The organism is uncultured Pseudomonas sp. (genome assembly GCF_913774235.1).
In the GTDB taxonomy this organism is placed as follows: domain Bacteria; phylum Pseudomonadota; class Gammaproteobacteria; order Pseudomonadales; family Pseudomonadaceae; genus Chryseomonas.
Window position 1 is genome coordinate 316407 of record NZ_CAJYDW010000016.1, and the last position, 26319, is coordinate 342725.

Consider the following 26319-nt stretch of genomic DNA (forward strand, 5'->3'; position numbering starts at 1 on the left):
GACGCGGTCAACCGCGGACTTCTTCCTGGGGCACCGCGGCGACGCCGGGCTTGCCGTGCAGCAGATAGAGGCGCACCTCGGCACCGCCCTCGGCATGGTTGGACAGGTGCAGGTGGCCACCCAGGGTCCGTAACAGGTTATCGCAGATCGCCAGGCCCAGGCCGAGCCCCTGGGCGGTGGCCTTGGTGGTGAAGAAGGGTTCGTGGGCGCGGGCCAGGGCCTCGCTGGAGAAGCCGGAGCCGTTGTCTCTCAGCACCAGTGTCACGCCACGTTCGTCGATACGCGTCGTCAGCCACAGCCGGCGGGTGCTGGTCTTTTCCGCCAGGGCGTCGAGGGCGTTGCTCAGCAGGTTGCTGATGATCTGCCGCAGGCGGGTCTCCCCGGCCTGCACCCATAGCGGCGCATCGGGCAGGTCACGGATCAGTTCCACCTGCATGGCCCGGCGGCGGGCGGCGACCAGCGCCAGGGCGTCTTCCAGGGCGCCCTGCAGCACCACGCTCTCCGGCGCCCGGCGGGCGCCGCGGGCATAGGCCTTGAGGTGGGCGATGATGTTGGCCATGCGCGTGGTCAGCTCACCGATCAGCTTGAGATTGCCGCGGGCGTCGTCCAGCCGGCCATGGTCGAGCAGCACGGCGGCATTTTCCGTGTAACTGCGGATGGCCGCCAGGGGCTGGTTGAGTTCGTGGCTGATGCTGGCCGACATGGTCCCCAGCGCCGACAGCTTGCCGGCCTGGACGGCTTCGTCCTGGGCGCGCATCAACTCGCGCTGGGCCTGTTCGCGATCATGCACTTCCTGCTGCAGGCGCGCGTTGAGCGTCTGCAGGTCGCGCGTACGCTCCTCCACGTTCAGTTCCAGGTCGCGCTTGGCCCGGGCATCGAGCGCCAGGCGCTCGATGAAGTGGCGCCGTCGCAGGGTCATCACCACCAGCAGCAGAAGCAACGCCAGCAGGGTCGCCGCACCCACGTAGAGCGCACTGCGTACCTGGCGCTCGACCATTTCTCGCGGCGCCAGGATCTGCGCGGTCCAGCCCACTTCGTCCAGATCGCGGGTCTGGGTCAGCCAGTCGCTCGGTACCAGCGTCAGGGGTGGCGGATTGGTGGTGGGATAGGGACGGTTGGCATTTACCTGCTCGCGCTGGCGCTCGTCCAGCGGATGGGTGGCGCGGAAGCGCCAGGCGTCATGGGAGGTGAGGATGACCACGCCCAGATCGTCGGTAACCAGCAGTTGCTCGGGTGATTTGCCCCAGAGCTGTTCCGCGCTGTCCAGGTCGACCTTGACCACCACCACGCCGATGGCCCCCGCACCGTCGCGTACCGCTGCGGCAAAATAGTAGCCGCGTTTGCTGGAGGTAGTCCCGAGGCCGAAGAACCGCCCGGGCTGGCCCTGCATGGCCGCCTTGAAATAGGGGCGGAAGGAGAAATCGCGGCCGATGAAGCTGTCCGGTTGGCGATAGTTGGAACTGGCCAGGCAGGTGCCGTCGTCCTGCATCAGGTAGATGACGTCCGCACCGGTACGCTGGCGGATGTCTTCCAGCATGCGACTGGCGGCGTCCTGGGACGCCTCGTCACCCTGGTGCGCCAGGGCGTTGCGCAGCACCGGGAGATCGCCCAGCAGGTCCGGCAGCACCTCGTAGCGTCTGAGGGTACCGAGCAGGTTGGCCACATAGAGGTCCAGGGTCTGGCCGTTCTGCTCGGCCAGCTGCGCCTCGTAGTAGTGCTGGGCCGCATAGCGCAGCGGAATCAGCAACAGCGTCAGGCCCAGGGCCAGCAGCAGCAGACTGCTCCAGCGCGGGCGCTTGGGAAGATCGGAGCTCTTGGACATGGGCGGGCACGGTGGGGGACTCCCGGCATTATGCCCAAGGCCAGGCCGCTGCGAACGCGTCGCCGGACTGTTAACGCGTTGGCAGTCGATTGAAATATCTTGTTACCTATCGGCCCGACTGTGGACGCGAACACGCTTTTGCCGGGCGAAAGCCGGCTAACTGACCCGGCAATCAGCCAACGAAGGAGTGACTTCGATGAAAAGCACCACCCTCTGCCTGACCCTTGCCGGCCTCATGGCCACTTCCGCCGCCTTCGCCCAGACGGTGCCCGCCGATCCCGCCGCGACGCCGGATGCGACCACCAGCACTCCCGCCAAGAGCGGCAAAAAGGCCACCACCCACCACAAGAAGGTGGCCCACAAGAAGGTTCACAAGGCCAGCAGCACCAGCGGCAGCTGATCCGCGGTGCGGCACCTCCCCGGGCGGGAGGTGCCTAAACCGGAGTGAATCCTTCTCGAGGAGTGCTCCCATGCGCAAGTCCCTGGTGTTGCCCACCCTGATTCTCGGCCTTGGCCTTTCCGCTGCCTCTCTGGCCCAGACCAGCCCGACCAATCCGCCCGCCACCCCGGCACGGCCGGATTCCACCAGTACCCACAGTACGGAAAAGGCGCCCAGCACCGGTGTCGGCGCCGCCGACAATGGCACCAGCGCCGGCTCGGGCAGCGATACCGGCACCGACCATGTGAAGAAGCCGAAGACCAAGCATCAGCAGCCTTAGTCGGGGGCCCACATTCCCGCCGGGAATGATCCGATGAGTAAAGATCGCTTGAGCAGCCTGCGCGGGCGTGTCGAAATCGGCTTCTAGCTTGAGCCAGGAGCCGCTCCCATGACCGCCCCGTCGCTGCTTTCCCCGGACGTCATCCGTACCCGTTTTTCCCAGGCCATGTCCGCGATGTATCGCCAGGAAGTGCCGCAGTACGGCACCCTGCTGGAACTGGTCGCCGAGGTGAACGCCGGACAGCCGGGTTTCGCCCAGGACTCCGCGGAGCGCCTGGATCTGGAGCGTCATGGCGCCATCCGCGTCGGTACGGCCAAGGAGCTGGCCATCTTGCGGCGGCTGTTCGCAGTGATGGGCATGCAGCCGGTCGGCTACTACGACCTGAGCGTGGCGGGCGTGCCGGTCCACTCTACGGCCTTCCGCCCGGTGGACCGGGCCGCCCTGCAGCGTAATCCCTTCCGCGTCTTCACTTCGCTGCTGCGCCTGGAATTGATCGAAGACGCCGAATTGCGCCAGCTGGCCGAGCAGGTGCTGGCTAAGCGCCGTATCTTCACACCCGGTGCGCTGGAATTGATCGAGCGCGCCGAAGTCCAGGGCGGCCTGACCGACGCCGAGGCCGATGCCTTCGTTCAGGAAGCCCTCGAGACCTTCCGCTGGCACCGCGAGGCCAATGTCGATGCGGGCCTCTACCAGCGCCTGCACGATGCCCATCGGCTGATCGCCGACGTGGTCTGCTTCAAGGGGCCGCACATCAACCACCTGACCCCGCGTACCCTCGACATCGACGCCGTCCAGGCCAGGATGCCCGCCCGCGGCATCGCCCCCAAGGAAACCATCGAAGGCCCGCCGCGTCGCCAGTGCCCCATCCTGCTGCGCCAGACCAGCTTCAAGGCCCTGGAAGAGCCCATCCTGTTCCAAGGTGAAGTTCAGGGTTCCCATACCGCGCGCTTCGGCGAGATCGAACAGCGCGGCGTGGCCCTTACCCCGGCCGGCCGGCAGCGCTACGACGAACTGCTGCAGGAGGTTCGCCAGCGCAGCAAGGTCGCCGGTAGCGACTACGCCAGCGTGCTGACGCAGGTGTTCGAGGCTCTGCCGGACGACTGGGACGAACTGCGCCGCCAGGGCCTGGCCTGGTTCCGCTACCGCGTCGGCACGGGCAGTCGCCCAAATGTGGATACCACCGATCCCGAAGCCCTGATCGCCGCCGGCCAACTGATCGCCGATCCCATCACTTACGAAGACTTCCTGCCGGTCAGCGCCGCCGGCATCTTCCAGTCCAACCTGGGTGCTGGCAGCCAGCGCGAATACGAGAGCGGCGGCAATCGCGTGGCCTTCGAAGCCGCCCTGGGCGCGCCGGTGCTCGACGAGATGGCGCTGTACCAAGGCCAGCAGCGTGAATCCCTGGACGCCGCCCTGGCTGCCCTCGGTTGCTCTGCCTAGAATGAGGCTCCCGCATCGGCGGCCCGTGCCGCCTATGCCTGCCCCTGGCCGGGAGCCAAGATGTTCACCAAGCTAGATCCAACCGACTGGCAGCTCATCCACCTGCTGCAACAGAACGCCCGCGCCTCCAACGCCACCCTGGCCCGCCAACTGGGCCTCGCCCGTACTACCGTGGTCACCCGCCTGGCGCGGCTGGAGCGCGAGGGCATCATCCAGGGCTATGGCCTGCGCCTGGGCTCCGCACTGGAACAGGCCGCCGTCCGCGCCTACTGCGCCATCAGCGTCCTGCCGCGCAGCACCGCCAGCGTCATCCGCGCCCTGGAAAAGATGATCGAGGTGGAGGAAGTCTCCTCCGTCAGTGGCCAGTTCGACTACCTGGCCTTCCTGCGCTGCACCACCCACGAAAAGCTCGACGACCTGCTGGACCGCATCGGTAATCTCGAGGGAGTGAAGCAGACGCAGACGTCGATCATCCTCAATCGGAAGATTGATCGGCGCGGTGGGGCAAGTGGTCCCTGAGCGTCAGGCCTGTCGTGACCGGTACTCGGCGCTGCTTTTGATTGCGGTCAAAACGTCGTCCAGCGTCATGGCGCCGGAAGCCACCTTGGACGTCCAGTTCTGCAAGCCACCTCCGTCCACTTCACGTCCGAGATAGGTCCGGTAGTACTGTTTGATCATACTCTGAGCACGAGCGACCGCTTCGGCACTGCCCGCGATCGCCGCCTTCACCGTCGCGGTAATGGCATTGCCACTGGAAACCTGTTGCGTCCAATAGCTGAGTCCGGCCGAATCCGCGTTCCGCCCCAGGAAGGACACATACAGTTGATTGATCGAAGCCTGCAAGTTGCCCTGATATTCCGTACTGCCGATGAGTGCTGCCGCTATGGCGTTAGTCGTTATGGCACCGCTGCTCAACTGGGCTGACCAGTAGCTAAGACCTACGCTATCGGCACTTCGTCCCAGATAGCTCTGATAGAGCCTGTCGACCGCGCTACGATTCTGATACTCCGCACTGCTCATGACGGCATTGATGACAGTGGCGAGCGTCATGCTGCCGTTGGCCAACTGAGTGGACCAGTAGTTCAGTTCAGCCTGGCCCCCTTCCCGACCGAGATAATCGCGGTACACCCCAGCAACGGCGCTGGTGTAACTCGAGCTGCTCGGCATAGCCGTCATCTCTTCAGCAGAGAAAGGGCCGATGCGCGAACAACTGGTGTTATCGAGATAAGCCTTCAATGTAGGCCACTGTGGTCGTTCAACACCGTTGATGGGCTCTACCGAGAGGTTGTAATTAGCCCAACCTGGCCCCGCTGCCCAGTAGGTAGAGGGTATGCAGTTTTGTTTGAGATAGGCCAGCATCCGGCCCATGATAACGTTCCAGCGGGGGTCGCTATCGGGTACCCCGAATTCGCCTATGAAGCCTTTTTTTCCATTCTTCTTCAGCCATTCGATGAAGGGCTTGACCCGCTCGACACCATAGTCATCGCCGTACGCGCTGGCGCTGGTGTCCGCATAGGTGCCCCCGCCGCCGCCGTCGAAGTAAACATGCGCTTGAAAGATCAGGGCATTCGCCGGATCTGTTAATTTGAGCAGTGAGTCGTTCCAGAGAGGCCAGCGTGTCGCTTCGGCCCAGCCGTTGCCTTCGATCATAATTGGCTTGACGGAGTCCACCGTGCGGATTCCATTGATGGCGTACTGCGCAGCTATTGGCCATTGCTCCACAGCGTCGTGGGGCTCGTTCATGACGTCGTAAGCGTAGAGTGATTTTTGCGAACTCCAACGCTGGGCTATGCGTGTCATCACGTCTTTATATTGATTGTAGGAAACGCCGCCCGTACCTATTACTGTGCCTCGATAACGCATGTAATTATGGAGGTCTAGAATGACCTTGACACCATACTTTTCGGCATATCCGAAAGTTCGATCGATCAAGGCTGAATAAGTGGGGTCGAGAGCCGCGCCCAGGGTAGGCTGCACGCGTTCCCAAAGAATAGGGAATCTGATAAGTCTTACGCCGCGCTCGCTCCATTGTTTAAAATAGGCTTCGGTCGGGAATATATAATTCGTACCATTGACGCCCGGAAGTACTTGGCCGGCAAAGCCAGCTCCTGACAAATTGAGACCAACAAGATCAACGGTCTCGGCGTGCGACTTCCCTGCGGCTAACATCAATAGCACTGTTATTACAGAGGAGCTGAGAAGATTTTTTGAGAAACGACTCATCGCTGGCGACCCACAAAAGAATGCCTGGGCTAGCATAAAACTAGCTACTCAGGGGCTGACTGAATAACCCTATATCTGCAGGGTGCCAGGAATTCTTTAGCGGCAGCCGATGAACGGCATTAGTGGTGGGTCCGTTCTAACACCATATGAGCGCGACGACGATTGGACGTATTATCAGATTTCCGAGAGCTGGCTGGATATTTGAAGAAGTACGTTGCGAAAGCCGCAAGTTTACCAAGCAGCTTCCTGCGTTGCTCTTATACGGGATGCGATTCTGGCTCAAACAGCATCCATTTCAATGTGTCTTCCAGAGGATATATCTGCCATTCACCTATCAGCTCTTTCAGCTTTGTCGGATCGCCACGAAGCTGCTTGACTTCATTGGATCTGACGAACGCAGGATTGACCCTCACGTTGATCTCACGTCCGGAGATGAGCTCCATCATCCCTATGATCTCTTTCAATGAGTAGGATGTACCCGAGCAAATATTCACGATATTCCCAGGGCGCTCGATCTCTATGAGGCGCCTGTAGGCCGCTACAACAGAGCGCACGTCCGAAAAATCTCGCCATACCTCTAGGTTGCCAAGCTCAATTTCCTTAGCGCCTCGACGGAAGTGATCGACAATCTTAGGGAGGAGAAACGAACTGCTGTGGCCAACACCCGTATAATTAAAGGGGCGAGCAATCTGAATTGGAAGCCTGTCCATCCAGAGCCGGGCCATGTGTTCCATGGCGAGCTTGCTTACTGCATAGTCATTTGCAGGCGCAGGAGGTGTCTCTTCGGTTATCACGCCCGCCGTGGAGTTTCCATACACGTTAGCGCTGCTAGCCAGTAAGACGGAGCGTGGCGGCTTTTTGGCCTTTCCCAATGCCTGAAGAAGATTGTAAGTGCCCATCAGGTTGATGGCGTAGAAATCCTTAGCATTGCCATGAGCCACATAGGCTATCGCAGCCAGATGGATGACGACATCCGGCTCGATAGCGTTGATTACAACTTCCAAAGCCTCCGGGTTTGCCAAGTCAGCCACATGATAATTGGGTATCGGTAAAGGTTTGCTACCTATGCCGTAAACCGCGTAACCAGCGCTTTCCAACTCAAGGGCCAGATATCGACCCGTGAAGCCGGACATTCCCGTTATTAGGGCTTTGGAAGTCTTCATTTTAGAAAGAGAACCCTATTTCATTGCGCCGTAGATCGGCTTCGACCATCATCTGACATAGCTGCTCAAGGGTGGTTTCGGGCGCCCAGCCCAGCTTGGTCTTGGCTTTTTCGGGATCCCCGATCAAGAGATCCACCTCAGCGGGACGGTGGTAAATGGGATTGACCTTGACGAGCGTCTTGCCCGAGACCGTATCGATACCGATTTCATCCAGTCCGTGCCCCTTGAAGACGAGTTCGATTCCAATGGCTTTGAACGCCATGGAAACAAAATCTCTGACGGTTTCCGTCCGGTTGGTAGCCAAGACATAGGTGTCGGCCTCGTCAACCTGGAGCATACGCCACATTCCCTCTACGTACTCTTTGGCAAAGCCCCAATCACGCTTGGCGTCGAGATTTCCGAGCTCCAGGACCTGTGCCTTGCCAAGTTTGATCTTGGCGACGGTATCGGTAATCTTTCGAGTGACGAATTCACGGCCGCGAAGTGGTGATTCATGATTGAAGAGAATGCCGGAGCAGGCGAAAATATCGTAAGACTCACGATAGTTTATCGTCATCCAGTGCGCATAGAGCTTCGCCACCCCATAAGGACTGCGCGGATAGAAAGGCGTTGACTCTTTTTGGGGGATTTCCTGAACTTTGCCAAACATCTCCGAGGTAGAGGCCTGGTAAAAACGAATAGCAGGATTGACTATCCTGATCGCTTCTAGAAGATTCGCCGCTCCGATGCCGGTGATCTCTGCCGTTGTAATTGGCTGTTCGAACGAAACGCCTACGAAGCTCAGCGCTGCAAGGTTGTAGACCTCTGTGGCGCCAGAGGTTTGCAGCAGGCGGATACTGGAGGAAAGATCAGTTAGATCATGTTCGACCAACTTGAGTTTGGGATGGTCGCTGATGCCCAGCTCTTCGATTCTCCAGAAGTTGGTAGAGCTGGTCCGGCGAAATGCACCGTAGACCGTATAGCCTTTGTTCAAAAGCAGCTCGGCTAGATAGGCACCATCTTGGCCCGTAATTCCAGTGATGATCGCGATCAAATCTTGTCTCCAATGAGCTTTTGGGTGTGGCCCAGTATGTGTTCAGCAGTCGATTTCCAAGTCGTAGGACGATACTCTCGACCGATGAGGGCTGAGCAGGATGCCAGTTTATCCCGGTTTAACAGCAGCGATTCTATCTGGTCTGCCCAGGCGTTTGCATCATAAGGAGAGGCGAAAAGCGTCAGGCTCGGGGCAATTTCGAGCATGCTCGAGGTGTCCGAGCAGATGCAGGGTTTGCCATAACGCAGGCTCTCGGCGACAGGCAGTCCCCAGCCCTCATAGATAGCTGGAAACAATGTAAACAGCGAATGCTGGTACAGCTCGGTGAGCTCGGCATCGGATGCATCCGTGATTACCTGTACCAAATCCTTCAGCAACCTATCGTTTGCGACCTGAAAGCTCACATTCCCGTCGATCCAACCAGGGCGACCGACCAAAACCAGCTTGGGCAGGGAAATGCCAGATCCATGACGCTCAGCTAGGATACGATACGCCTGAAGCAAGCAAGTTTGATTCTTCCTGATTTCCAGCGTGCCGACCGAAAGTAAAAACTCTTCCGAATAGGAAAACCGGCGCGGATGATTCCCTTTCGTCTCTTGAACGAAGTCTTCGCCTAAACGAACGACCTCTATCCGATCCATTTCTGTGTCGCTGAGCTGCGCAAACTTTGCTAGATCGCGTTTCGTGCAGTTGGAAATGGCATAAACGCCATCACAGAGTGCCAGTGTCTGTTTAGTCCAGTTGCCTATATAGTTGCCGAATCCTGTCCCATCCTTATAGTAGTATGGGTATAAGTAAGGTATAATATCGTAGAAAAGCTGGAAATACCTGACGCCGATGGTTTTTAGCGACTGAATCTGCTGGGCATAACAGGCGAAGGCCCAGTTAGCGCCGGCGGAAATTAATATGTCATCTTTAGAAAATTTCACAGCATCGCCTACCGAAAAATGCTGTGCCTGTCGGTTCAGATGGTGAAAGGCTTGCAGATCGTCATTGATGAAGACCAGCTCAACCTTGCTATCTATCTTTAAAATTTCCTGAGCGAGGCAATACTCTGTTCTGGGGATACCGGTGGGTGCCCCCTCCCAGCGGATCATGGTCGAATAATCAAAGTACGTAGTCATACAGTACGCATCCGTTAAGAAAAACGATCGCCAATAGCGTTCAAAAGCTGATCGGCAGTCTCTTTCCACGTACGTCGCTTGTACGTTGATATGATTTTTTGACTTTCAGTCTTTAGCACTTCAGGGTTTTTCGCTAAAAACATGATCTGATCGGCCCATTCGGTCAGCAACAACGGATGGGCATATCGCACCAAGTCTGGAGCGATTTCAGTCATGCTCGATTTTGGTGAAGTAATACAGACCTTTCCATAATTCAGGCTCTCCGCAATGGGTAGGCCCCAGCCTTCATAATGTGAAGGGTAAACAGTAAAAAGTGCCTTTTCGTAGAGTAGCTGCAGATCTTCGTCAGGCAGCCCTTGAAGTACCTCAACGCGATCGCGCAGCACGTTATCGTTAGCAACCTGAAAGTCTACATCATGCCCTAGCCAGCCAGGCTTCCCTACCAGGTAGAGTTTGGGTGGAATGAAATTCAGGTCCTGGATCATGTAGCGATAAGCATTTAAAAGCAGGACGTGGTTCTTCCTGTATTCAAGGGTGCCTACCGAAAGGATAAACGGTTCTTGAGCTTTTTTTGCTATTTCAATGCTGGGCGGTGTCGTGGAAGTCGATATTTCGTCCCCAAGGCGGATAGCGTAGATAGGTGGCGCCGCAATGCCGCTGTCATTGCAATATTTTATTATGTCGTTTTTCGTGTTGATCGAGATGGAAAAAGCGATATCACAATTTTCTAGACTTTCATTCAGCCATTTTTCGTAAATAGGCGGAAAACCAGGACCGAACGAATGGGGTAACAAAACAGGAATAAGGTCATAGAACAATATTCCAAGTTTTATATCTTCATCCCGTAGTTTCAGGAGCCGGGCATGATGATCAGGGTAGTCCCAGTTTGAGCCGGCAGATACAACCATATCGCCGGCGCGAATTTGTAGAGCGCGCCCAAGCTCCTTCGTTTCTAATGAAAACTCACGACACTGTCCTTCGTCGTCAAAAACAGCGAGAGCAGCAGAGGGTTCTTGTCGTATCAGTTCCTTTCCTAACTGTTCAATGACGCGATTTATCCCAGTAGGGTGTCCGGACCAGAACGATGCAGTAGTGCAATCAAACACAATCATTAGATTTATCCTTACCAGTTCTAGGCAGAGAGATGGCCTTTTGTAAGAAGTCTGGTAGTGTAGCCAGTATGAATTCCCACTGTAGCTCGTCTACAGCCGCACTGCGCGTATAGAGTGATTCTGGTGTTAAGCTTAATAGTTTCGCTACGACCTCATTTGGCGTTTCGCCTAGGAAGACTCCGTTCTCACGGGTGCAGTTCTCAAACCCACGAAACGAAAAATTTGAGCCTAGAATGCATTTCCGAGACAGTAGTGCCTGAGCCGTCTTGAGATTGCTACCGCCACCTTCCCAGATGGGTAAAAGAACACCACTGGAATTCAATATTCCAGCATTTATGTCATCTTGGCTGACCATTCCCAAGATCCGAAGATAGGGATAATCCGCCTCTTTGAATCCTGGGATACTACGAAGTCCGTCGCCAGCTCCACCAAGCACCCAAATCAGAAAGTTTGGCTTTTCTGGGGTGGCAGAGATGGCATCAAGCAGATGCTTGATGCCATTTATGTTTGGCGGATGCCAACTGCCGATGAAAATCCAATTCAGCTCCCTCTTCGAGAACAGATCCTTCCATTTTTCATAGCTATCGTTCGTACAGGGGCGGGAATGTCCGTTCGAATAGATAGCCAGCGGTGTGGTCGGAGCATGAAGCTTTATATAGGCCGCATCGCGCTCTGAAACGGCAAGCGCGACATCACAGCTTTTGATGACGTCGAGTTCTATATCGCGAACGATCTCGAGATAGCGTTTGGCGTCATCGGCGGAATAGTTGTCCTCATATATTTTTTGTTTCATCGGTGCTTCTATGTTGTGCGAGCTATATACGATCTTTATCTCGTCAGCCACAACGCCGTCACCTCGAAAGCGTTTGACCAGAGGCCACAAAAATGGCTGCTCCATCGATAGAACATCAGGCCTAAACGACCTGACAAGCTCGCAAACACGAAAGTAGATGTCCGGATTGGCCTCAAGATAGATGGAAATACCCCAATCACAGAGCATTCCATCAATGCCAAATTCGGCAAATCTGTCCTGATTCAGCTCAACAGCGAGACCTTCAGCTAGGTCACGACTAGACCACTCGAACGACAGCGTTTCGACTGTGAATCTTTCACGTAATGATTTCCTTATATGATGACCGCGAAGCTTGCCACCATGGTTCGGAAATTCAACATCATAGGTCGTTAATTGCAGTATTCTCATGGCTCCCCCCATGTGATTTTGCTTGTTGCACTGCCTCGTGAAGAAGGACTTGACGAAATTCAGCTAGTGATATCTCTCTACCAAGCCAGTAGTCTATTTCGCTACGACTACAATCGTTTCTACCAAAGAACATCAGGTAGCCAGATCGGATACTCTCTTCATTGAGGGGAAGAGACAGATTGTTTTTTTCCTGCTTCAGAATTTCGCGAAACTCTCCCAGGGTGATATTTTTATCTAGCCAATAGCTGATTTCATCGGGGCTGCAGTCATTTCTGCCCAGTAGCATCAGGTAGCCAGAACGAACATTCTCTTCGTGCAGGGGGACCGTTAAGCGAGTGCTTTCCTGTTGCAAAACTTGGCGAAACTCTCCTAACGTGATTTTCCTATCGAGCCAGTATCTGATTTCATCGGGGCTGCAGTCGTTTCTACCCCACATCATAAAATAACCGGAGCGGATTTGCTCTTCGCTTAAAGGAGAGTCTATATTGTTTTTTTCCTGTCGCAGTCTTTCTATCAGCTCCTTTCCGTTTTTACACGTTTTTTTCCAGTATGATATCTCTTCAGGGGGAAAGTCATTCCTTCCAGAATTTGCGATTAATATCAAACGGACGAAATCTGTTGTCAGAGGTTTTTCGATGTTATGCATCTCAAATTTAAGAGCGTCACGCATTTTGAAAACATCGTTAAAACGTAACCACGATTCTATTTCCGTGAAACTGCAAACTCTACCATGATAGAGCCAGTAAGCCCAGCGGACGGCGTTTGGAGAGTTCCGGTATAGCTCGATTGCGCTGCTTGAGCCGTAGAATAGACCAAGGCGAGTTAGCTCATTGCAGATGGCCTCTACCGTATCACTCCAGCTTCCCAAGAATACTTGCTGATTCGAGGTGGCCAGTGTGTCAGCGCTCTTGACTAGCCTGGCGAGTTCGCCTTTGGTGTTTATATCGAAATAGTAAGGGAAGGCGCCTGCATACTCTCCGAAGACGGGAAGACGGTTGGCAAAAACACGCCCATTGAGCTTTAGACCTTCTGCAACAGACATCCCATATCCTTCGACATGCGAAGCACAGATAACCGCTTTGGCGCTTTTGTATGCCTGAAGCAATTCATCATCGTCGGCGTCGCTCAACCAGAGGACCGGCCTTTGTTGTGTACGAAGGTTTTCAATCTTTTCGATTATTTTCTCGGAAGTGCTGCTGGTCTTTCCAATAAATAGGAGGCAGTCGGTCCCACCAGAATCCCAATAGGTAGAAAACTCTTCAAGTAACTCTGAATAACCCCTGCGAGACTCTAAAGTGCCTACTGCTAAAAAGAAGTCTTGCTGAGGTAATCTTTTCTTTTGGATGGCGGAGGCGAGGCCGCTACCTTGGTGGGACAGGGCAGGGGCTAAAGGAACGATAGCAATCCGCTTGCCTTCTAAATTTATTTGACGGGACTTGCAATAATCGACTAAGGAGTCATGAGTGCTTCTCGAGATACAAAGCAACAGCTCGGAGTGATCGATGATGGTATTTAGAGCGGCTTCGAACAAAGCCGTTTCTTCAGGCTTGCAATGTTCAGGATGAGTGATAGGAATAAGGTCATAAATAAGCGTGGCGATTGATGCTCCGCGATCCTTTATGAATGGATACCAGGAGTGCATGTCCATCGTCCAGAATGCGTCAACACAGAGGTAGATGTCGCGATACCTGATATCAATAGCCTGGCTTTTATCACTCATGCCTTCCGATAGAGTTTCTGCTATGTCTGCCGGATAAAAGTCATCAAACTGATAGCAGATCGGAATGCAGTCTATTAGTAGCTTTTCGGAGAACTGCTCTTTTAGACTAACTATGTTTCGAACAACTTTTTGTATGCCTGTATTGAGCTTGCCACGAATGGTCGATGTGCAGTCTATGTAAAGAATGGGGTCGCGTTCTGCAGTCATGAATTGTTCCCGCTTTCAAGCTTCTTGGTACGCGCGTATCAATTCAGAAACACTCGAGTCCCAGGAGAATTGTTGTTGGATTCTTTGACCAAGCGTAGAGGACTGCTGTGGCTCAGACAGGGCGGCTATTCCTTTCTCCATGGAGTCTAGATCATCCGGCACAATGTAGATTGCCTCGTCCTGAAAGTATTCGGTCGTGGAGCCGATACTGGTAATCAAAATTTTGCAACCCGAGGCGGCTGCTTCCAATGCGGCGATGCTGGGCGTCTCCAAGGTGCTCGGCATGACAAAACCTTCTGCGCCGGCCAAGGCAGAGCGGAGCATTGCTGAACCGTATTCGACAGAACCCACATATATGAATTGTGCCCCTCCCTCTTCTTTACACTGTGCAAGATAAGCATCATCTCGTGCATTTCCAAGGACGACAAGTTTTAAGTCTGGGAACTTTTTCAACGCTTTTAGGAATGTCAGTTGATTTTTTCGTTCTTCGACGTTTGCAACGTTTAAAAGGTATTTGGTATCGCCTAGGCCGACATGTTGACGAAAGAGACGCGGGTCGCCTTTGGTAAAGAATGAAGACTCGACGCCGTTATAGACGACATGAAAATTCTTATGGGGAATATCATAGACCGCCCCAAGCGCTTCCCCTTCGAGTCTAGAGTTGACGATTATCTTGTCAGCGAGCTGCAGCAGGCGCTTGATTTCGTCATGGGGATAGTTCCATTTCGTTTCTTCAGTTACCCATAGGTTAGGGCTTATATAAAGTTTCAAGCCCTTTCTCTTCATGTAGTCGCAAAGCTGAGAGGACCCCGGCATGGCGGAGAAAAAGTGAAAGATGTCGTGACCACTTGGAATTTCTTTCCAAGGATCGTACAGAGTCACTTCAACAGAGCGAGACTCCAAGTGACGTTTCCAGGCCATGAGCTGACGTTCTCCGCCTCCTGGACAATCGAATGCCCAGGGGTAGACGCCATAAAGTATTTTTTTCATAGGTAAATCCCGAAGTTGATCTAGAAGGCTTTAATATAGTCGATTAATCCCCTGACAGCGTCTACTTCAGAGGTTTGATATTTTGGAACGCGACTATCAGGTGTAATCCTTGAAGAGGCGAGCTTATTGACAGACTCAATAATTGATTCGATATTCGTTGGCTCCACCTGGCTTGCGCTGGGGATCAATTCATCGACCCAAGTAGATTTGCTCAGTAACATTTTGCAGTCAAGCGCTGCAGCTTCCAGCGCTGATGTCCCTGGAAAATCCAATGGCAATTCAAGAAATAGCTCGCTGTCGGCAAGTGCTGAAAGATGGAGTTCAGAAGCGAAAGGCATTTCCGGAATGAAAACGACGTTTTCGGTCGCCTCTCGCTTGCAGGCTTCATAGTAGTCGTTATCTCGCACCTGTCCCGATATCACAAGCGGGATTTCTATTTCCCGGAAAGCACGGATCGCACTCAGTTGATTTTTCTGCGGCTCAATGATTCCCGGCCAGATCACATATCTGTCAAGGCCGTAGGACTCTTTGAAAACCGGAGTGACATTTTTTCGGGAAAAACTTTTCGTGACCAGTGGCAGGACATTGATGCTGTATTTCTCATCAATACGAAAAAGTGACTTGAAATGGGCCTCCTCGGTCTTTGACTTGAAAACAAAGGCGTCGAATATCTCTATTAAGGCTTGTAAATATTTGAGATGGCCTTCGGTCGGAGGGCTTACCAACCAGAGATTTGGCCATAGGATCATCTTTTTACCGGCTGCAGCAGACTCTTGTAAAACCAGCTCGGATCCACTCACCATCGAAAAGTGTATAACGATGTCGTATTGATCTATTGGTAAGCTATTGGGCCCATAGATGTCGACTAATATATCAGCGGCATCGAAAGCCTTCTTCAGTAGGTGGATTTCACGCTCGCCCCCACCTTGCTTGAGATAGGCGGTTGGGTGAGTGGTGAGAAGGACACGTTTCATTTCGATGCCCCTGTTGTCCCGGAGGATGAGTGGAATCTATAACGTAGCTGCTCATCTTGATTGATACTGATATGGACATACTCGCAGTTGCCGATGACGAATGTTGGATAGTTTCTGATGTCGAGATCCAGCAGGAAATGCAATACACCGCATACTGTGCCCTCGTGGCCAGAAATCAGAACACACTCATCGGCATTCCAGCACTCTGACTCTTTTGAATACCATTGAGCGACACGTCTGAGCATGTCGCCCAAGCATTCGCCCTGAGGATAGCGAAGTTCGGCATTGAGGCCTTGGTACTTATATCTGCTATCCCATTCCCAGAGTTCGTCGACGGTAATGTGGCTTACGCTGCCAGTGTCGACCTCTACCAGCTCAGGAACTAGTTCTATGTCCAGGGCTGTATCCAAAGGCGCTACAGTTTGAGTTGCCCGACTTAGCGGTGACGAGTATATCCTAGTAAAGGGAATGTCTTTTAGCCGTTGACATATCTCCGCAGCCTGTAACAAGCCTTGTTCGGACAAGGGGTAATCGGAAGCGCCGCAAACCAGCCGTGCTTCGTTAGCGGTACTCCTGCCATGACGCAGTAGATAGATGTCCATTTAGAATCCGTAAGTATCAAAAATATCGACTTCTCGATCTATTTGACGGCCGTCAAGATCGTTCGAATAAGAAAAATCGCTACCTATCAAGTCGAGCCGTTCCGCCATCAATCCACCTACTTCGTTGATGGAGAAGTGCCTTCTGATTCTGGATCTTGCTTTGATCGCCTTTTCCAGCATTGCCGGATAATGCAAGGTCATATCCCGGAATGCCGCTATGGCCTGTTTCATGTTGGGCTCTGCCCATACGTCGTCATTCCGATAGCGTAGACGGTTGTGACCAACCTCTCGAAGCTCATATCCGACCAGCGTCGTATCTGAAGCGTCACAGAATTCCATGTTCCCGGAATACCCCGTAGCAATCACGGGTATGCCCCTGCTCATAGCATCAGATATCGTCAAGCCGAAGCCTTCTGCTCGATGCAGAGAAACGTATGCGTCGGCCTCATCATAGAGACGATGAATAGCAGTGCTAGGTACGTATCCAGCGATGATGTCGATGTTAGAGTAAGTCTTCGAGATGTCGGACAACTTCTGTGACAGCAGTATGTCATGTTCTAGATTGCTGACCTTGATCGTCAACCTTACGGATGGATTGTTTCCGTGAGCTTCGACAAATGCGCGCAGTGAAAACAATGCATTTTTTCGTTCCGCATCACTGTAGGTGTTGAAAATGGTGAGAAAACGAAAGGGACCGCAGTCCACGCCGCTCGACCGGGCTACTATTCGTGCGCTGACTTCCTGCGGTTCAATATAGAGAGGTACGCGGACGACAGGTATGTTCGCTGAGCGTGCAAAGGCGCTCTGGCAAAAAGACGAGGCTGTCCAGATCTCGTCGAAGAATTGAAACTGTCTAGCCCACTGTTCCGGAATCTTGGGAACCTCGCAGAACCAGTAGCCGATATTGTAGAAACCATCCATGGCGCCAGCGGCAAGTCTGGAAAAGTAATGAGGTACCCAGCGCGCGCTAAATTGGAAGATATTTATTCGGTGATCAAGAGAGCGCAGCAGATTGTCATCGATGATAGTATCGTTACCCGTCTGCAAGGCGACGGGGCGGGAAAGCACGAAATCTCTCACCGGCATCCCTGTCGACTTCAAGCATTCAACGTTGAGTGCCGCCGCTCTGCCAATACCGTCTTCGGTCTCGAATGATCCAAAGAAATTAACGCCACGTTTCATCTATGGCGCTCCTGAGTATTATTATTCAAGGCCCTAACCATTTTTTGGGTCCTACCCATCCAGGTATTATCTCCCACCACATCAGCGATCTGGGCACGAGAAAGTGCCCCCTGTTGGAGTTGGCGATGTATTGCCATACAAAAATCGTCGGCGGTCTCGCCGAATTCGATATGGTGTACCTGGTCGCGCAGGGCGTTGAGCGGCGTTGCTACCACAGGCAGCCCGGCTGCTAAATATTCGTAGTACTTCATGGGGAACATTGAGTCTGTATACTTGTTTATCAGTGATGGCAATATTCCGACTTGCATGCCCCTCAGATACGACGGCAGCTCCTGGTAATTTCTATAACCCAGAAAATGAACATTAGGCAGTCTGGCTATTTCCGCGAGCAATTGACTGCGTTGACCCTCTCGTTCTTCACCAATGAACACCCAACTCCAGTCGGGTCGACGCCTTGCTGCATCCAATATCAGAGAAAAGTCCATCTTGAAGTCTGATAACACGCCATGGTAAACAATGCGGGGCTCAGAGATCGCCGCGACTTCCTCTGGGATTGGGGCTGGCTCCAGGGCTTTTCCAAAGTGTTCGATATCGACGACGTTCGACAGATAGTGGCTGTTGGGATTCAGAGTCAGACAGCGTCTTGCCAAGGCCGGAGCCGTGGCGAATACGGTATCCGCCATTTTTAGCAACTTCTCTTCTTCTTCTGCAAATTTGACACTATCAACGCCGGGGACAGCGCCTAGATCGTCAACGCAGTGGTACAGGATCTTTGGTTTTTTGAAGTACCCCAATATATCCAGCATAAAGGGGTGGTAAGTCCATATGGCAGGATTTCCTAGGGAATAGAGCTTCATGGACCTGGACAGCGACCACCTCAAGAGAAGTTTGTTGAGGTATCTGAGCGCGGGATGCCGATATCCGGCGGGGATGAGTAGCGGCGACAACACGTAGATATTCGGCTGCCGCTCGCTCGCGCCCAGCAATAGGGACTTCAAACCCTTCACCAAACGATCTTTCAGGCGACCCCAGTCGCGAGCACTTTGTCTCCTAGGTGCTCTTAGTCCTACACTTTCTACATAAAGAACCTTGAAATTGAGTGCGGCGAGAGCTTGAGCACTGTGCTGCTTGTTGGTCCAATAGGGTTCATCCCAATCTGCAGTCGCGAACAAGACGAAACTCTGTTGGCTGGCGTGCTGACTGTCAGCCATGAAAGTGGTCCATGGGCAGCTTTCTGAGGGCGGCCACTATGCGTTTGGCAGCCTGTCCGTCGCCGTAGGGATTGTGACGGGTAAGCAGATGTTCGCGAGCCTGCGGTTTATCGAGCCAGTGGCGAACGGCGTCTTCTATGCGGGCCGGGTCTTGTCCCGCAAGCGTGGCGAATCCCGCCGCGACGCCTTCGAGACGCTCGGTATGTTCTCGCATCACGACCACCGGCGTACCAAACGTGGGTGCTTCTTCTTGGATTCCGCCGGAATCGCTTACCACCAGGCAGGCGCGACTAATGAGATACAAATTGCTTGCATAGTCCAACGGTTCGAGCAGTTTAAAATTGGGAATATTTCCGAGAATGCGCTCTACGGGCTCTCTTACTCCGGGATTCATATGTACAGGCATTACCCATGTATGCGCCGTATAGTGGCCAGCTAATCGAGCGAGCAGATGGCAGATGTTTTCCATGACATCGCCGAAATTTTCTCTCCGATGGCATGTTACTAAAACTATCGAACCCGCTTCTTGCTCAAGATTTGGCAGATGATTCAGAAGCGCAGGCGGCGCAGCATGGCAGTGGCTTGTGAAAACGGTATTGACTGAATCCACGACCGTATTGCCCGTCACATGGATACGATCAGCGGGAATACCCTCAGCCATCAAGGCCTTCGCCGCGGAGCTGGTGGGAGCGAAGTGCAACGTAGCGATCTTGCTGATTAGCCGTCTATTCGCTTCTTCCGGGAAAGGACTATGTAGATCTCCTGTCCGTAGGCCTGCTTCAACGTGGCCCACCTTGATACCACGATGGAAAGCCGCCAAGCCGGCACAGAAGGCTGTGGTTGTATCTCCCTGGACCAAGACCCAGTCCGGCTGATATTCCTGCAGGACGTCATCCAGCGCCTCAAGCTGACGTGATGCCAGAATATTCAATGAGCGCCCTGGGCTCATTGTGTCCAGAGATATATCCGGTTTTATTGAAAAGATACCCAGGGCTTGGGCCAACATCTCCCTATGCTGCCCCGTCGAGCAGACATAGGTATCACAAGCCTTGCGAAGCTCCGCTATCACGGGAGCCATTTTGATCGCTTCAGGACGGGTGCCAACAATAACGAGAGTTTTCAATTCACTATTGCCCCTGGTGCGAACGCTATGGTTTTTCCCTTGTATTCGAGGGCTATCGTCTCGCGCATATCGGCTGGTTCAACGCTGCTGAAAAGTTCGAAACCTGTCCGGGTAGCACGAATTTGTATCTTCGATTTGGCCTGGACGAAATCAAGCGCGGTGATTTCGTCCCAGAACAGGGGAGCCTCAGCACTCCGCTGGATGTACTCGATCAGCTCTCGATGGCGCTGTACGCGAGTTTCCTCGTCCGACCAGCCGTACTGGTATCGGGGCGAAAAAGGATGGTCCAGAAAGCCGAAGAGGGTCTTGGTTTCGCGGGCCTGGTCGAACGCTGCCTTGTAAGTAGCCAGTGGATCATCGTCGTTGAGCATACAGTCGCCATGCAGCATGCATTGCTGACTGTGGCCTACGAAGCCGGCCGGTAGATCAGCGAGCTCTCCTGCTCTTGCTAGCAGAAAATCGGGGTCGTTGCAGATGATTCCGCCGATGCAGCCCTCATAACCGACATCGCTCAGAGCGGCCAGGGCGTAAGGAGGCGAATGATGGAAGGGGGAGACGGCATAGCGAACTCTGACGCCTGTCGTTTCAAGGATTCGCTGTCTGGACGTCAGTGCCTCTTCTCTTGCGGCTGCATAGCTTCCGCCCCAGTTTGGCGCGTGGGTAGCGGTGTGGCACAGCACTGCCTCGCCCGCATCAGCAAATTCCTTGAGAAAGTCCTGTTGTTCGGTGGACTCGAGAACCTTGGAATGGATTGCCAGGGAAAGAGGGACACCCATCCCCTGGTAGGCCTCCCACAGCGGGCGGGCGGAGGAGATGTCTTCGTCACAATCAAGCCGCATGGTGACGACAGCGTCATAGCCGTAAGGAATCTCGGATATGACCGGAAGGCAAGGTAGTTCTTCGCCGCGCCACCTGCTGATGAAGTTTTCGATCAGCCGCCATTCGAATGAGTCGATAAGTCCCGCCGCTCGGTTGACCCAGAGCACTGAGGCTGCAGGATACTCATGAAGTGTCACATAGCTCGAGATGATGCCTGCCTCGTTGCTCACCGAGGCCAGGCGATTCGAATCCTGCCCGAGGAGTGGCGTTGCCAGGGACCAGATCGAGCCATCAGCTCGCACTGCTCCGTACCCCATGTTGTTCCACTCGTCCATGAAGTCGAAGCGCTCCAGTGGACGCTCCCAGGCCCCCGCACCAAGCAAGCCCGCGTGCGCGTGATAGCGGATCACCGCGCTACTTTGGGCGACGGCGCCGGAGGCGGCTGCAGGGCTACTAGACCAGGACGTCGGTTGAGGCCATTCAACCTTCTCGAGGTTGAGGTAGCAGCGTAGATTCTCCGGCAGGAGACCGAAGATGATCAGCTTTTTCTCAGCAGAGCGCAGCCATTCGATCAGCTGACTTCCATGGTCATCGTCAGGATTTATGGCAACGACGAAATCAGCATTCTCGAGCCCTGCCAGATTGATGACCTTTACCATCGATTGGCTGAGCGAGCGCTTGAACGCTGCGGTAACCAGCGTCGCCGCGTGCCGATCATGATGGGTTGCGAGAATACTGATCATGCGTTCACCACGTGACGAAATTTAGCCCGACGCCCGACTCTCACGAAACCATCGTGCGTCACGAATTCTATGTGGAATGCATCGCCCCAATATCGCCTGACGCCAGACTCGATGTCTTCAACGCGTGAATGAGGCATTGGCACTATGCGGAGGATAGCTTTCGGTCCTCTTACATCAATCTGGAACTCTTCGATTCCGCCTACGCGGTGATCGAGCATATCCATGATGTGATGGGTTGGATGAGGGACGCCGTTGATCGGTACGATGTCATGGATACGGCCAATGAGCTGATCCAAATGGAAACCCTGCTCACCACGCTGGAGACGTCCACAATCGCCCGTTGCATAGCGGATCAAGGGCATCAGTCTGTTTCTAAGACCGGTCAATACCAGTTCGGTTGACCCTTCATCGCCAGGTCTGCTTTCCGGCCACACTTCTGAATCAAATAGTTGAAGCTCTTCTCTTTCAGCATCGAGCTGATATGCCGTTACGCCAAACTCCGCTAGTCCATAGCGGTCGATAACTCGACAATTCAGCACTTTTTCGATCTTTTCTCTCATGTAGGGTTGCAGCAATTCGCCGCTGGATTCGAAAACGTCAAATGCCTTGGCGTCCCCCAAGCTCGATTCTATGTAGCATGCCAGAGCGTAAATAGTGGAAGGATGCTCGTGAATAAGATAAGGGCGCCGTCGCTGCAGCGTCTTCCAGATCTCCGCGAGCCCTTTTTCATCAACGCGATCGAAGAAGATATTGCTGCGATTCATGGCAAAGCACTTGAAGTCCTCTCGGTTTGGCCAAGTACTTTCTGCCGCGTCTGGAAAGCGGCAGGCAAAATGCAGTGCCGGTTGGCTTTTGCCTTTTCCTATCCGCTCGCGTGCGTAGAGGGTTACGGCTGCCGAATAATCGGCGCTTTCTTGGTCATAGAAGATAGTCACCGAGCGACCAGTGGAGCCGCCAGTCTTGCAGGCGTGGTGTTTGATTTCCTGCAGGGGTTTGGATAGCAAGCGTTCGCCTTGCTCTAGGATTATCGACTTATCCAGATAGGGTAGCTTCTCCAGATAGTTTACGTCCCTATCGACCGAGTCAGGGTCGAAGCTGGTTTTCTTGAATAGGTCTTTGTAATAAGGGACGTGCGTACCTGCAAAGTTGAGCATGTCCACCAGGCGCCGCTGGGAAACCTTCAAGCGCTCTTCACTACTTAGCGCGTAGTGCCGTCGCAGCTCATCAAGCTTTGGGGTGATGTGGCGCCCTTCATGCTTTTCGGCGATGGGATAGGCAATATGAGCACTCACCATCCCTTTCAATAGTCGCAGAGGCTGTCTGGCAAATACAAACTCACTAAGCTTCAAAATGGGATGGCTGGCTCTTATCATGCGAATGCCTTATTACGCTCCGGCTGTTGACTTGGCTTATGAATGTATGTGGTCTCTTTGGAGAGGCGTCTCTGTTGCGACTTTCTTGTCGCTGACGATTCGGCCATGCTCGAGATGAATCGTCCGTGTGCAAATACGCTCCAAGAGCTCGGGGCTGTGCGAAGCTATTACCAGGATGCCGGCATTGCTGATCAACTTCTCCAAGCGGTGCTCTGCTTTTGAACTGAAAGCGGCATCACCCACGGAAAGCCACTCATCCATGATCAGGATGTCAGCCTCGATACTCGTTGAAATGGCAAAGGCCAAGCGAAGCGTCATACCGCTAGAATAGGTTCTGACGGGGAGGTTCAAGTACTCTCCCAAGTCAGTAAACTCTGCTATCTCGTCGATTTTGGATCTTATTATCGCAGGGCGGAGTCCATCCATTATTCCTCGAAGATAGATATTCTCGAATCCGGTAGCATCGGGATCTAGTCCCATCGATACGTCCAGAAGGGAGGCGACTCGTCCCTCGACCGCAAGATTTCCCTTTACCGGCGAGTAAACGCCAGACAAGGCTCTGAGTAGCGTCGTTTTGCCAGATCCGTTGTGGCCAACCAGGCCTATTCTTTCCCCATGATTGAATTCAAAACTCAATCCATCCAGGGCGCAGACAATAGGATGCTTCCCTGCATCTTTTCCAATTCGTCCGCCGGTACTGAAATTGAGCATCTTTTTCTTTAGCGACCTGTGCGAATTTTCATATATGGGAAATTCGATGGTCAGGTCTTGAGCTACGATCTTGGCGTCCATTTTTCTATAACCAGTAAGGAATTCTGTTACGCGTACGAGTCATCAGGTACTGAGCGATACCAAAGCCAATCACTGCCATGGAGACTGCCCATATCCACGAATTCAATTCGATGGTGCTTCCTATTGTGGGCGCTCGGATGACCTGTATCAGATGGTAGAATGGATTGAGTTCTGCGATCCAGCGACGCTCTTTTAGTAGGTCCACGACCCACATTACAGGTGTGAAGAAAAATGCAACCTGAATAATGTTTCCAATGATCGGCAATATGTCCCTGTAGCGGGCGCATACGATAGCAAGCACCAATCCAATCCAGGTGGCATTGGCCAAGACGATCAAAAGCCCTGGTATGATCAGAAGAATTTCAAGTCCAGGTCGATGCCCGAATGCTATTAAAAATGCAAACACTACCGGCAAGCTATGCATCATGATTATGAAATTGCGCCATGTCATCCTTGCCACGTGTACGCTAATCGGCATCCTGATCTGTTTGATTATGTAGCCGGCGCCTATCAAGGTGTTAGCTCCTTCGATTGCGCAGGTACTGATGAATTGCCAAACAACCAGCCCCGTACCCAGATAGGGTAAATATTCGTGAATATCTTGACCCAAGATGCTGGAGTACAATATTCCCAGCACACCCACCATGATCAAGGTACTTATCGTGAACCAGAATGGGCCCAAGACAGAGCGACGATATCGCTGTCTGATGTCATGCCAGCCCAGTGCCAGCCATACATGGGTTGCACCTAGGCCGGTCGCTATATCACTAGCTCCAGTATGAGAGCTCCAGCTTCTATCAGGTAGTTCGTTAGTCGAGTTCATGTGATGAGTGTTGTCTTCTGTGTTGACGATTTATATCGAGATTGAGTTATGTCTGTCGAAGCTTGGTCGGTAGAAGGCGCTAAAAGCACTCACTATCAATGATTATTGATCCGATCCGAAAATGTCTCGCGAATAGACCCTGTGCAAAACGTCATCCAGGTCGCTCGCCAATCGATTTGCCAGGATCACGTCGGAGGATGCTTTGAAATGCTCCAGGGACTGGATAAGGGGATGGCCCATGAAGGTGTCTCCTTCTATACCGGGTTCATAAATCACTATGTTGCATCCCTGCTCAGCGATAAGCTGCACGACGTCGGTAATGCTTGTTTCTCTGAAGTTGTCGGAATCGACTTTCATGATCAAACGATAGATTCCTACCGTTTTGGGATTCGCCTTCATGACATCCGCGGCTATGAAGCTTTTGCGTGTCGCATTGGATTCGACTACCGCATGTATCAGTCGCTGGGGTATCTCGTGATAATTGGCAAGTAGTTGTCGAGTATCCTTGGGTAGACAATATCCGCCATAGCCAAAGGACGGATTGTTATAGTGTGCACCTATCCGAGGGTCCAGGCACACACCCGTTATGATTTGTCGCGTATCGAGGCCATGCGTCTTGGCATAGGTATCAAGTTCGTTGAAGTATGAGATGCGCAGGGCAAGATAGGTGTTCGCAAATAGCTTTATCGCTTCCGCTTCATCGCAGGACGTGTAGAGAACAGGAATCTCTTTTTTTTCTGCCCCTTGGGCAAGTAAGCTGGAAAATAGTTTGGCGTTATCCGTGACATCCCCGATAATGATTCTGGAAGGATTCAGATTGTCGTGCAGCGCTTGGCCTTCTCTCAGGAATTCCGGTGAAAAAATTATGTTCTGTGTCTTGTAGCGTGCTCTTATCGCGTTGGTGTAGCCCACAGGTACCGTTGATTTTATAACGATGGTAGTCGCTGGATTGATCGACAGTACATCTTCAATCACGGACTCAACGGACTGAGTATTGAAATTATTGGTCGCAGGGTCGTAATCGGTCGGTGTGGCTATGATCACGAAGTCAGCGCCGTTGTACGCTTCGTAACTACCTAGAGTGGCGCGAAGATCAAGGTCATGACTCGCAAGATAATCCGCTATTACCGCGTCTTCGAATGGAGATTTGCGGCTATTGATCAGCTCCACTCTTCGTGGATCAATGTCGAAGGCGATTACCTTATTGTGCTGGGCCAAGAGTATGGCGTTTGAAAGCCCTACGTAGCCTAACCCCGACACTGCAATCTTCATCCGCATTACCTTCCAAAAAGTAGATCATAGCGTGCTAGGCCTGCTGCCGAGCGGGGCACCAATCTTAGCAGGTCTGTCTAGAAGCCTCCTCAGACACGGTAGCGCCAGCCGTCTGGCCATCTTGGCCATGGGGCGGCGCAGGCCCCTACGGTTTCGTCCAGGTGGCCAGCCGTCACGGATACGCCCAGTACTCGCCGCCGCAGTGATGGCCACAGCTCACTCCGGCTCGCCGGCTTCAGCAGCAAGACTGTCCCGAAGGGTTTTCTAGGAAAAATCCTAACGCTATAAAAAATAAAGGAAATTCCTCTAGAGACCTGAGAGGAAGAGTGCAGGCCTTGCAAGAGTCTCGCAACCCGAAGGAGCTAAACCGTTACCGTCTTCAATGTCTGGCCTGGCAGCCAGGCGCTTTAGCCGCAGGCATCGACATGCAGCACTTCCTCTCACAGCGCTGGCAGTGCTCCAATTGCTCGCTTCCACTCTCATGTCTGGCGTAGCCGGCTGCTTCCGAATGATGGCATTCGGCCTGGCCTGGTTTGGCGCTGTGGTATTGGCCCTCATGCCTTACGTGCTGGGCTGGGCTGGGCTGAAATTCGGCTTGCCAACGGCTGGGCATAATCGGTTTCGTTGCGTGCTGCTTGTTATCCGACCAGT

The 26319-nt window shown here is 53.3% G+C and carries 23 protein-coding genes; 4 read left to right on the top strand and 19 right to left on the bottom strand.

Translation table 11 applies throughout. The features are described 5' to 3' along the window. Positions 1-7: 7 nt before the first annotated feature. Entirely contained in the window at positions 8-1822 is a 1815-nt protein-coding gene (locus QZ471_RS16680) for an ATP-binding protein (RefSeq protein WP_295465794.1), read from the bottom strand. A 196-nt stretch (positions 1823-2018) separates the two neighbouring features. Here QZ471_RS16680 and QZ471_RS16685 point away from each other — a divergent pair, with 196 nt between their 5' ends. From QZ471_RS16685 to QZ471_RS16700, 4 genes are all read left to right on the top strand, one after another. Beyond that, positions 2019-2222 carry a hypothetical protein gene (locus QZ471_RS16685; protein WP_295465796.1) on the top strand — a complete coding sequence of 68 codons (204 nt, stop codon included), beginning with the start codon at positions 2019-2021 and terminating at the stop codon, positions 2220-2222. A 70-nt stretch (positions 2223-2292) separates the two neighbouring features. After that, positions 2293-2541: a hypothetical protein gene (locus QZ471_RS16690; protein ID WP_295465798.1), complete on the top strand. Its 249-nt coding sequence runs from the start codon at positions 2293-2295 to the stop codon at positions 2539-2541. A gap of 108 nt (positions 2542-2649) precedes the next feature. Continuing rightward, entirely contained in the window at positions 2650-3981 is a 1332-nt protein-coding gene (locus QZ471_RS16695) for a VOC family protein (protein ID WP_295465800.1), read from the top strand. A gap of 60 nt (positions 3982-4041) precedes the next feature. Then, complete coding sequence (locus QZ471_RS16700; RefSeq protein WP_295465802.1) at positions 4042-4500, top strand: Lrp/AsnC family transcriptional regulator; 459 nt, start codon at positions 4042-4044, stop codon at positions 4498-4500. Between the two features lie 3 nt (positions 4501-4503). On the opposite strand, the gene QZ471_RS16705 is transcribed toward QZ471_RS16700, so the two are convergent. The 18 genes from QZ471_RS16705 to QZ471_RS16790 all read right to left on the bottom strand — a co-directional run bounded on the left by QZ471_RS16705 (position 4504) and on the right by QZ471_RS16790 (position 25668). After that, on the bottom strand, positions 4504-6204 hold the full coding sequence (locus QZ471_RS16705; protein ID WP_295465804.1) for a cellulase family glycosylhydrolase: 1701 nt from the start codon (positions 6202-6204) through the stop codon (positions 4504-4506). 257 nt (positions 6205-6461) lie between these two features. Next, a complete protein-coding gene (locus QZ471_RS16710) occupies positions 6462-7367 on the bottom strand; it encodes a GDP-mannose 4,6-dehydratase (RefSeq protein WP_295465806.1) in 906 nt (301 codons plus the stop codon). Position 7368: 1 nt separating this feature from the next. Continuing rightward, positions 7369-8400, bottom strand: a complete 1032-nt coding sequence (gene gmd / locus QZ471_RS16715) for a GDP-mannose 4,6-dehydratase (protein ID WP_295465808.1) — start codon at positions 8398-8400, stop codon at positions 7369-7371. After that, positions 8397-9524 carry a glycosyltransferase family 1 protein gene (locus QZ471_RS16720; RefSeq protein ID WP_295465810.1) on the bottom strand — a complete coding sequence of 376 codons (1128 nt, stop codon included), beginning with the start codon at positions 9522-9524 and terminating at the stop codon, positions 8397-8399. Before QZ471_RS16720 ends, gmd begins: the two co-directional genes overlap by 4 nt. A 14-nt stretch (positions 9525-9538) precedes the next feature. Next, complete coding sequence (locus tag QZ471_RS16725; RefSeq protein ID WP_295465812.1) at positions 9539-10636, bottom strand: glycosyltransferase family 1 protein; 1098 nt, start codon at positions 10634-10636, stop codon at positions 9539-9541. Next, positions 10623-11837, bottom strand: a complete 1215-nt coding sequence (locus QZ471_RS16730) for a hypothetical protein (RefSeq protein WP_295465814.1) — start codon at positions 11835-11837, stop codon at positions 10623-10625. The genes QZ471_RS16725 and QZ471_RS16730 overlap by 14 nt, the downstream gene beginning before the upstream one ends. Next, on the bottom strand, positions 11809-13764 hold the full coding sequence (locus QZ471_RS16735) for a glycosyltransferase (RefSeq protein WP_295465817.1): 1956 nt from the start codon (positions 13762-13764) through the stop codon (positions 11809-11811). Before QZ471_RS16735 ends, QZ471_RS16730 begins: the two co-directional genes overlap by 29 nt. 15 nt (positions 13765-13779) lie before the next feature. Next, positions 13780-14754, bottom strand: a complete 975-nt coding sequence (locus QZ471_RS16740; protein ID WP_295465818.1) for a glycosyltransferase family 4 protein — start codon at positions 14752-14754, stop codon at positions 13780-13782. A 20-nt stretch (positions 14755-14774) separates the two neighbouring features. Beyond that, complete coding sequence (locus QZ471_RS16745; protein WP_295465820.1) at positions 14775-15728, bottom strand: hypothetical protein; 954 nt, start codon at positions 15726-15728, stop codon at positions 14775-14777. Then, positions 15725-16330, bottom strand: coding sequence for a histidine phosphatase family protein (locus QZ471_RS16750; protein ID WP_295465822.1), 606 nt, complete (start codon positions 16328-16330; stop codon positions 15725-15727). Before QZ471_RS16750 ends, QZ471_RS16745 begins: the two co-directional genes overlap by 4 nt. Then, on the bottom strand, positions 16331-17512 hold the full coding sequence (locus QZ471_RS16755; RefSeq protein ID WP_295465824.1) for a glycosyltransferase: 1182 nt from the start codon (positions 17510-17512) through the stop codon (positions 16331-16333). Further along, positions 17509-18723, bottom strand: coding sequence for a glycosyltransferase (locus QZ471_RS16760; protein WP_295465826.1), 1215 nt, complete (start codon positions 18721-18723; stop codon positions 17509-17511). Before QZ471_RS16760 ends, QZ471_RS16755 begins: the two co-directional genes overlap by 4 nt. Next, entirely contained in the window at positions 18716-19846 is a 1131-nt protein-coding gene (gene wecB / locus QZ471_RS16765) for a UDP-N-acetylglucosamine 2-epimerase (non-hydrolyzing) (protein ID WP_295465828.1), read from the bottom strand. Before wecB ends, QZ471_RS16760 begins: the two co-directional genes overlap by 8 nt. Beyond that, a complete protein-coding gene (locus QZ471_RS16770; protein WP_295465830.1) occupies positions 19843-21408 on the bottom strand; it encodes a polysaccharide deacetylase family protein in 1566 nt (521 codons plus the stop codon). The genes wecB and QZ471_RS16770 overlap by 4 nt, the downstream gene beginning before the upstream one ends. Beyond that, positions 21405-22781, bottom strand: coding sequence for a hypothetical protein (locus tag QZ471_RS16775; RefSeq protein ID WP_295465832.1), 1377 nt, complete (start codon positions 22779-22781; stop codon positions 21405-21407). Before QZ471_RS16775 ends, QZ471_RS16770 begins: the two co-directional genes overlap by 4 nt. 36 nt (positions 22782-22817) lie before the next feature. Beyond that, complete coding sequence (locus tag QZ471_RS16780; protein ID WP_295465834.1) at positions 22818-23573, bottom strand: ABC transporter ATP-binding protein; 756 nt, start codon at positions 23571-23573, stop codon at positions 22818-22820. 4 nt (positions 23574-23577) lie between these two features. Further along, entirely contained in the window at positions 23578-24396 is an 819-nt protein-coding gene (locus QZ471_RS16785; RefSeq protein ID WP_115946296.1) for an ABC transporter permease, read from the bottom strand. A gap of 102 nt (positions 24397-24498) precedes the next feature. After that, entirely contained in the window at positions 24499-25668 is a 1170-nt protein-coding gene (locus tag QZ471_RS16790; RefSeq protein WP_295465838.1) for a nucleotide sugar dehydrogenase, read from the bottom strand. Positions 25669-26319: the final 651 nt, after the last annotated feature.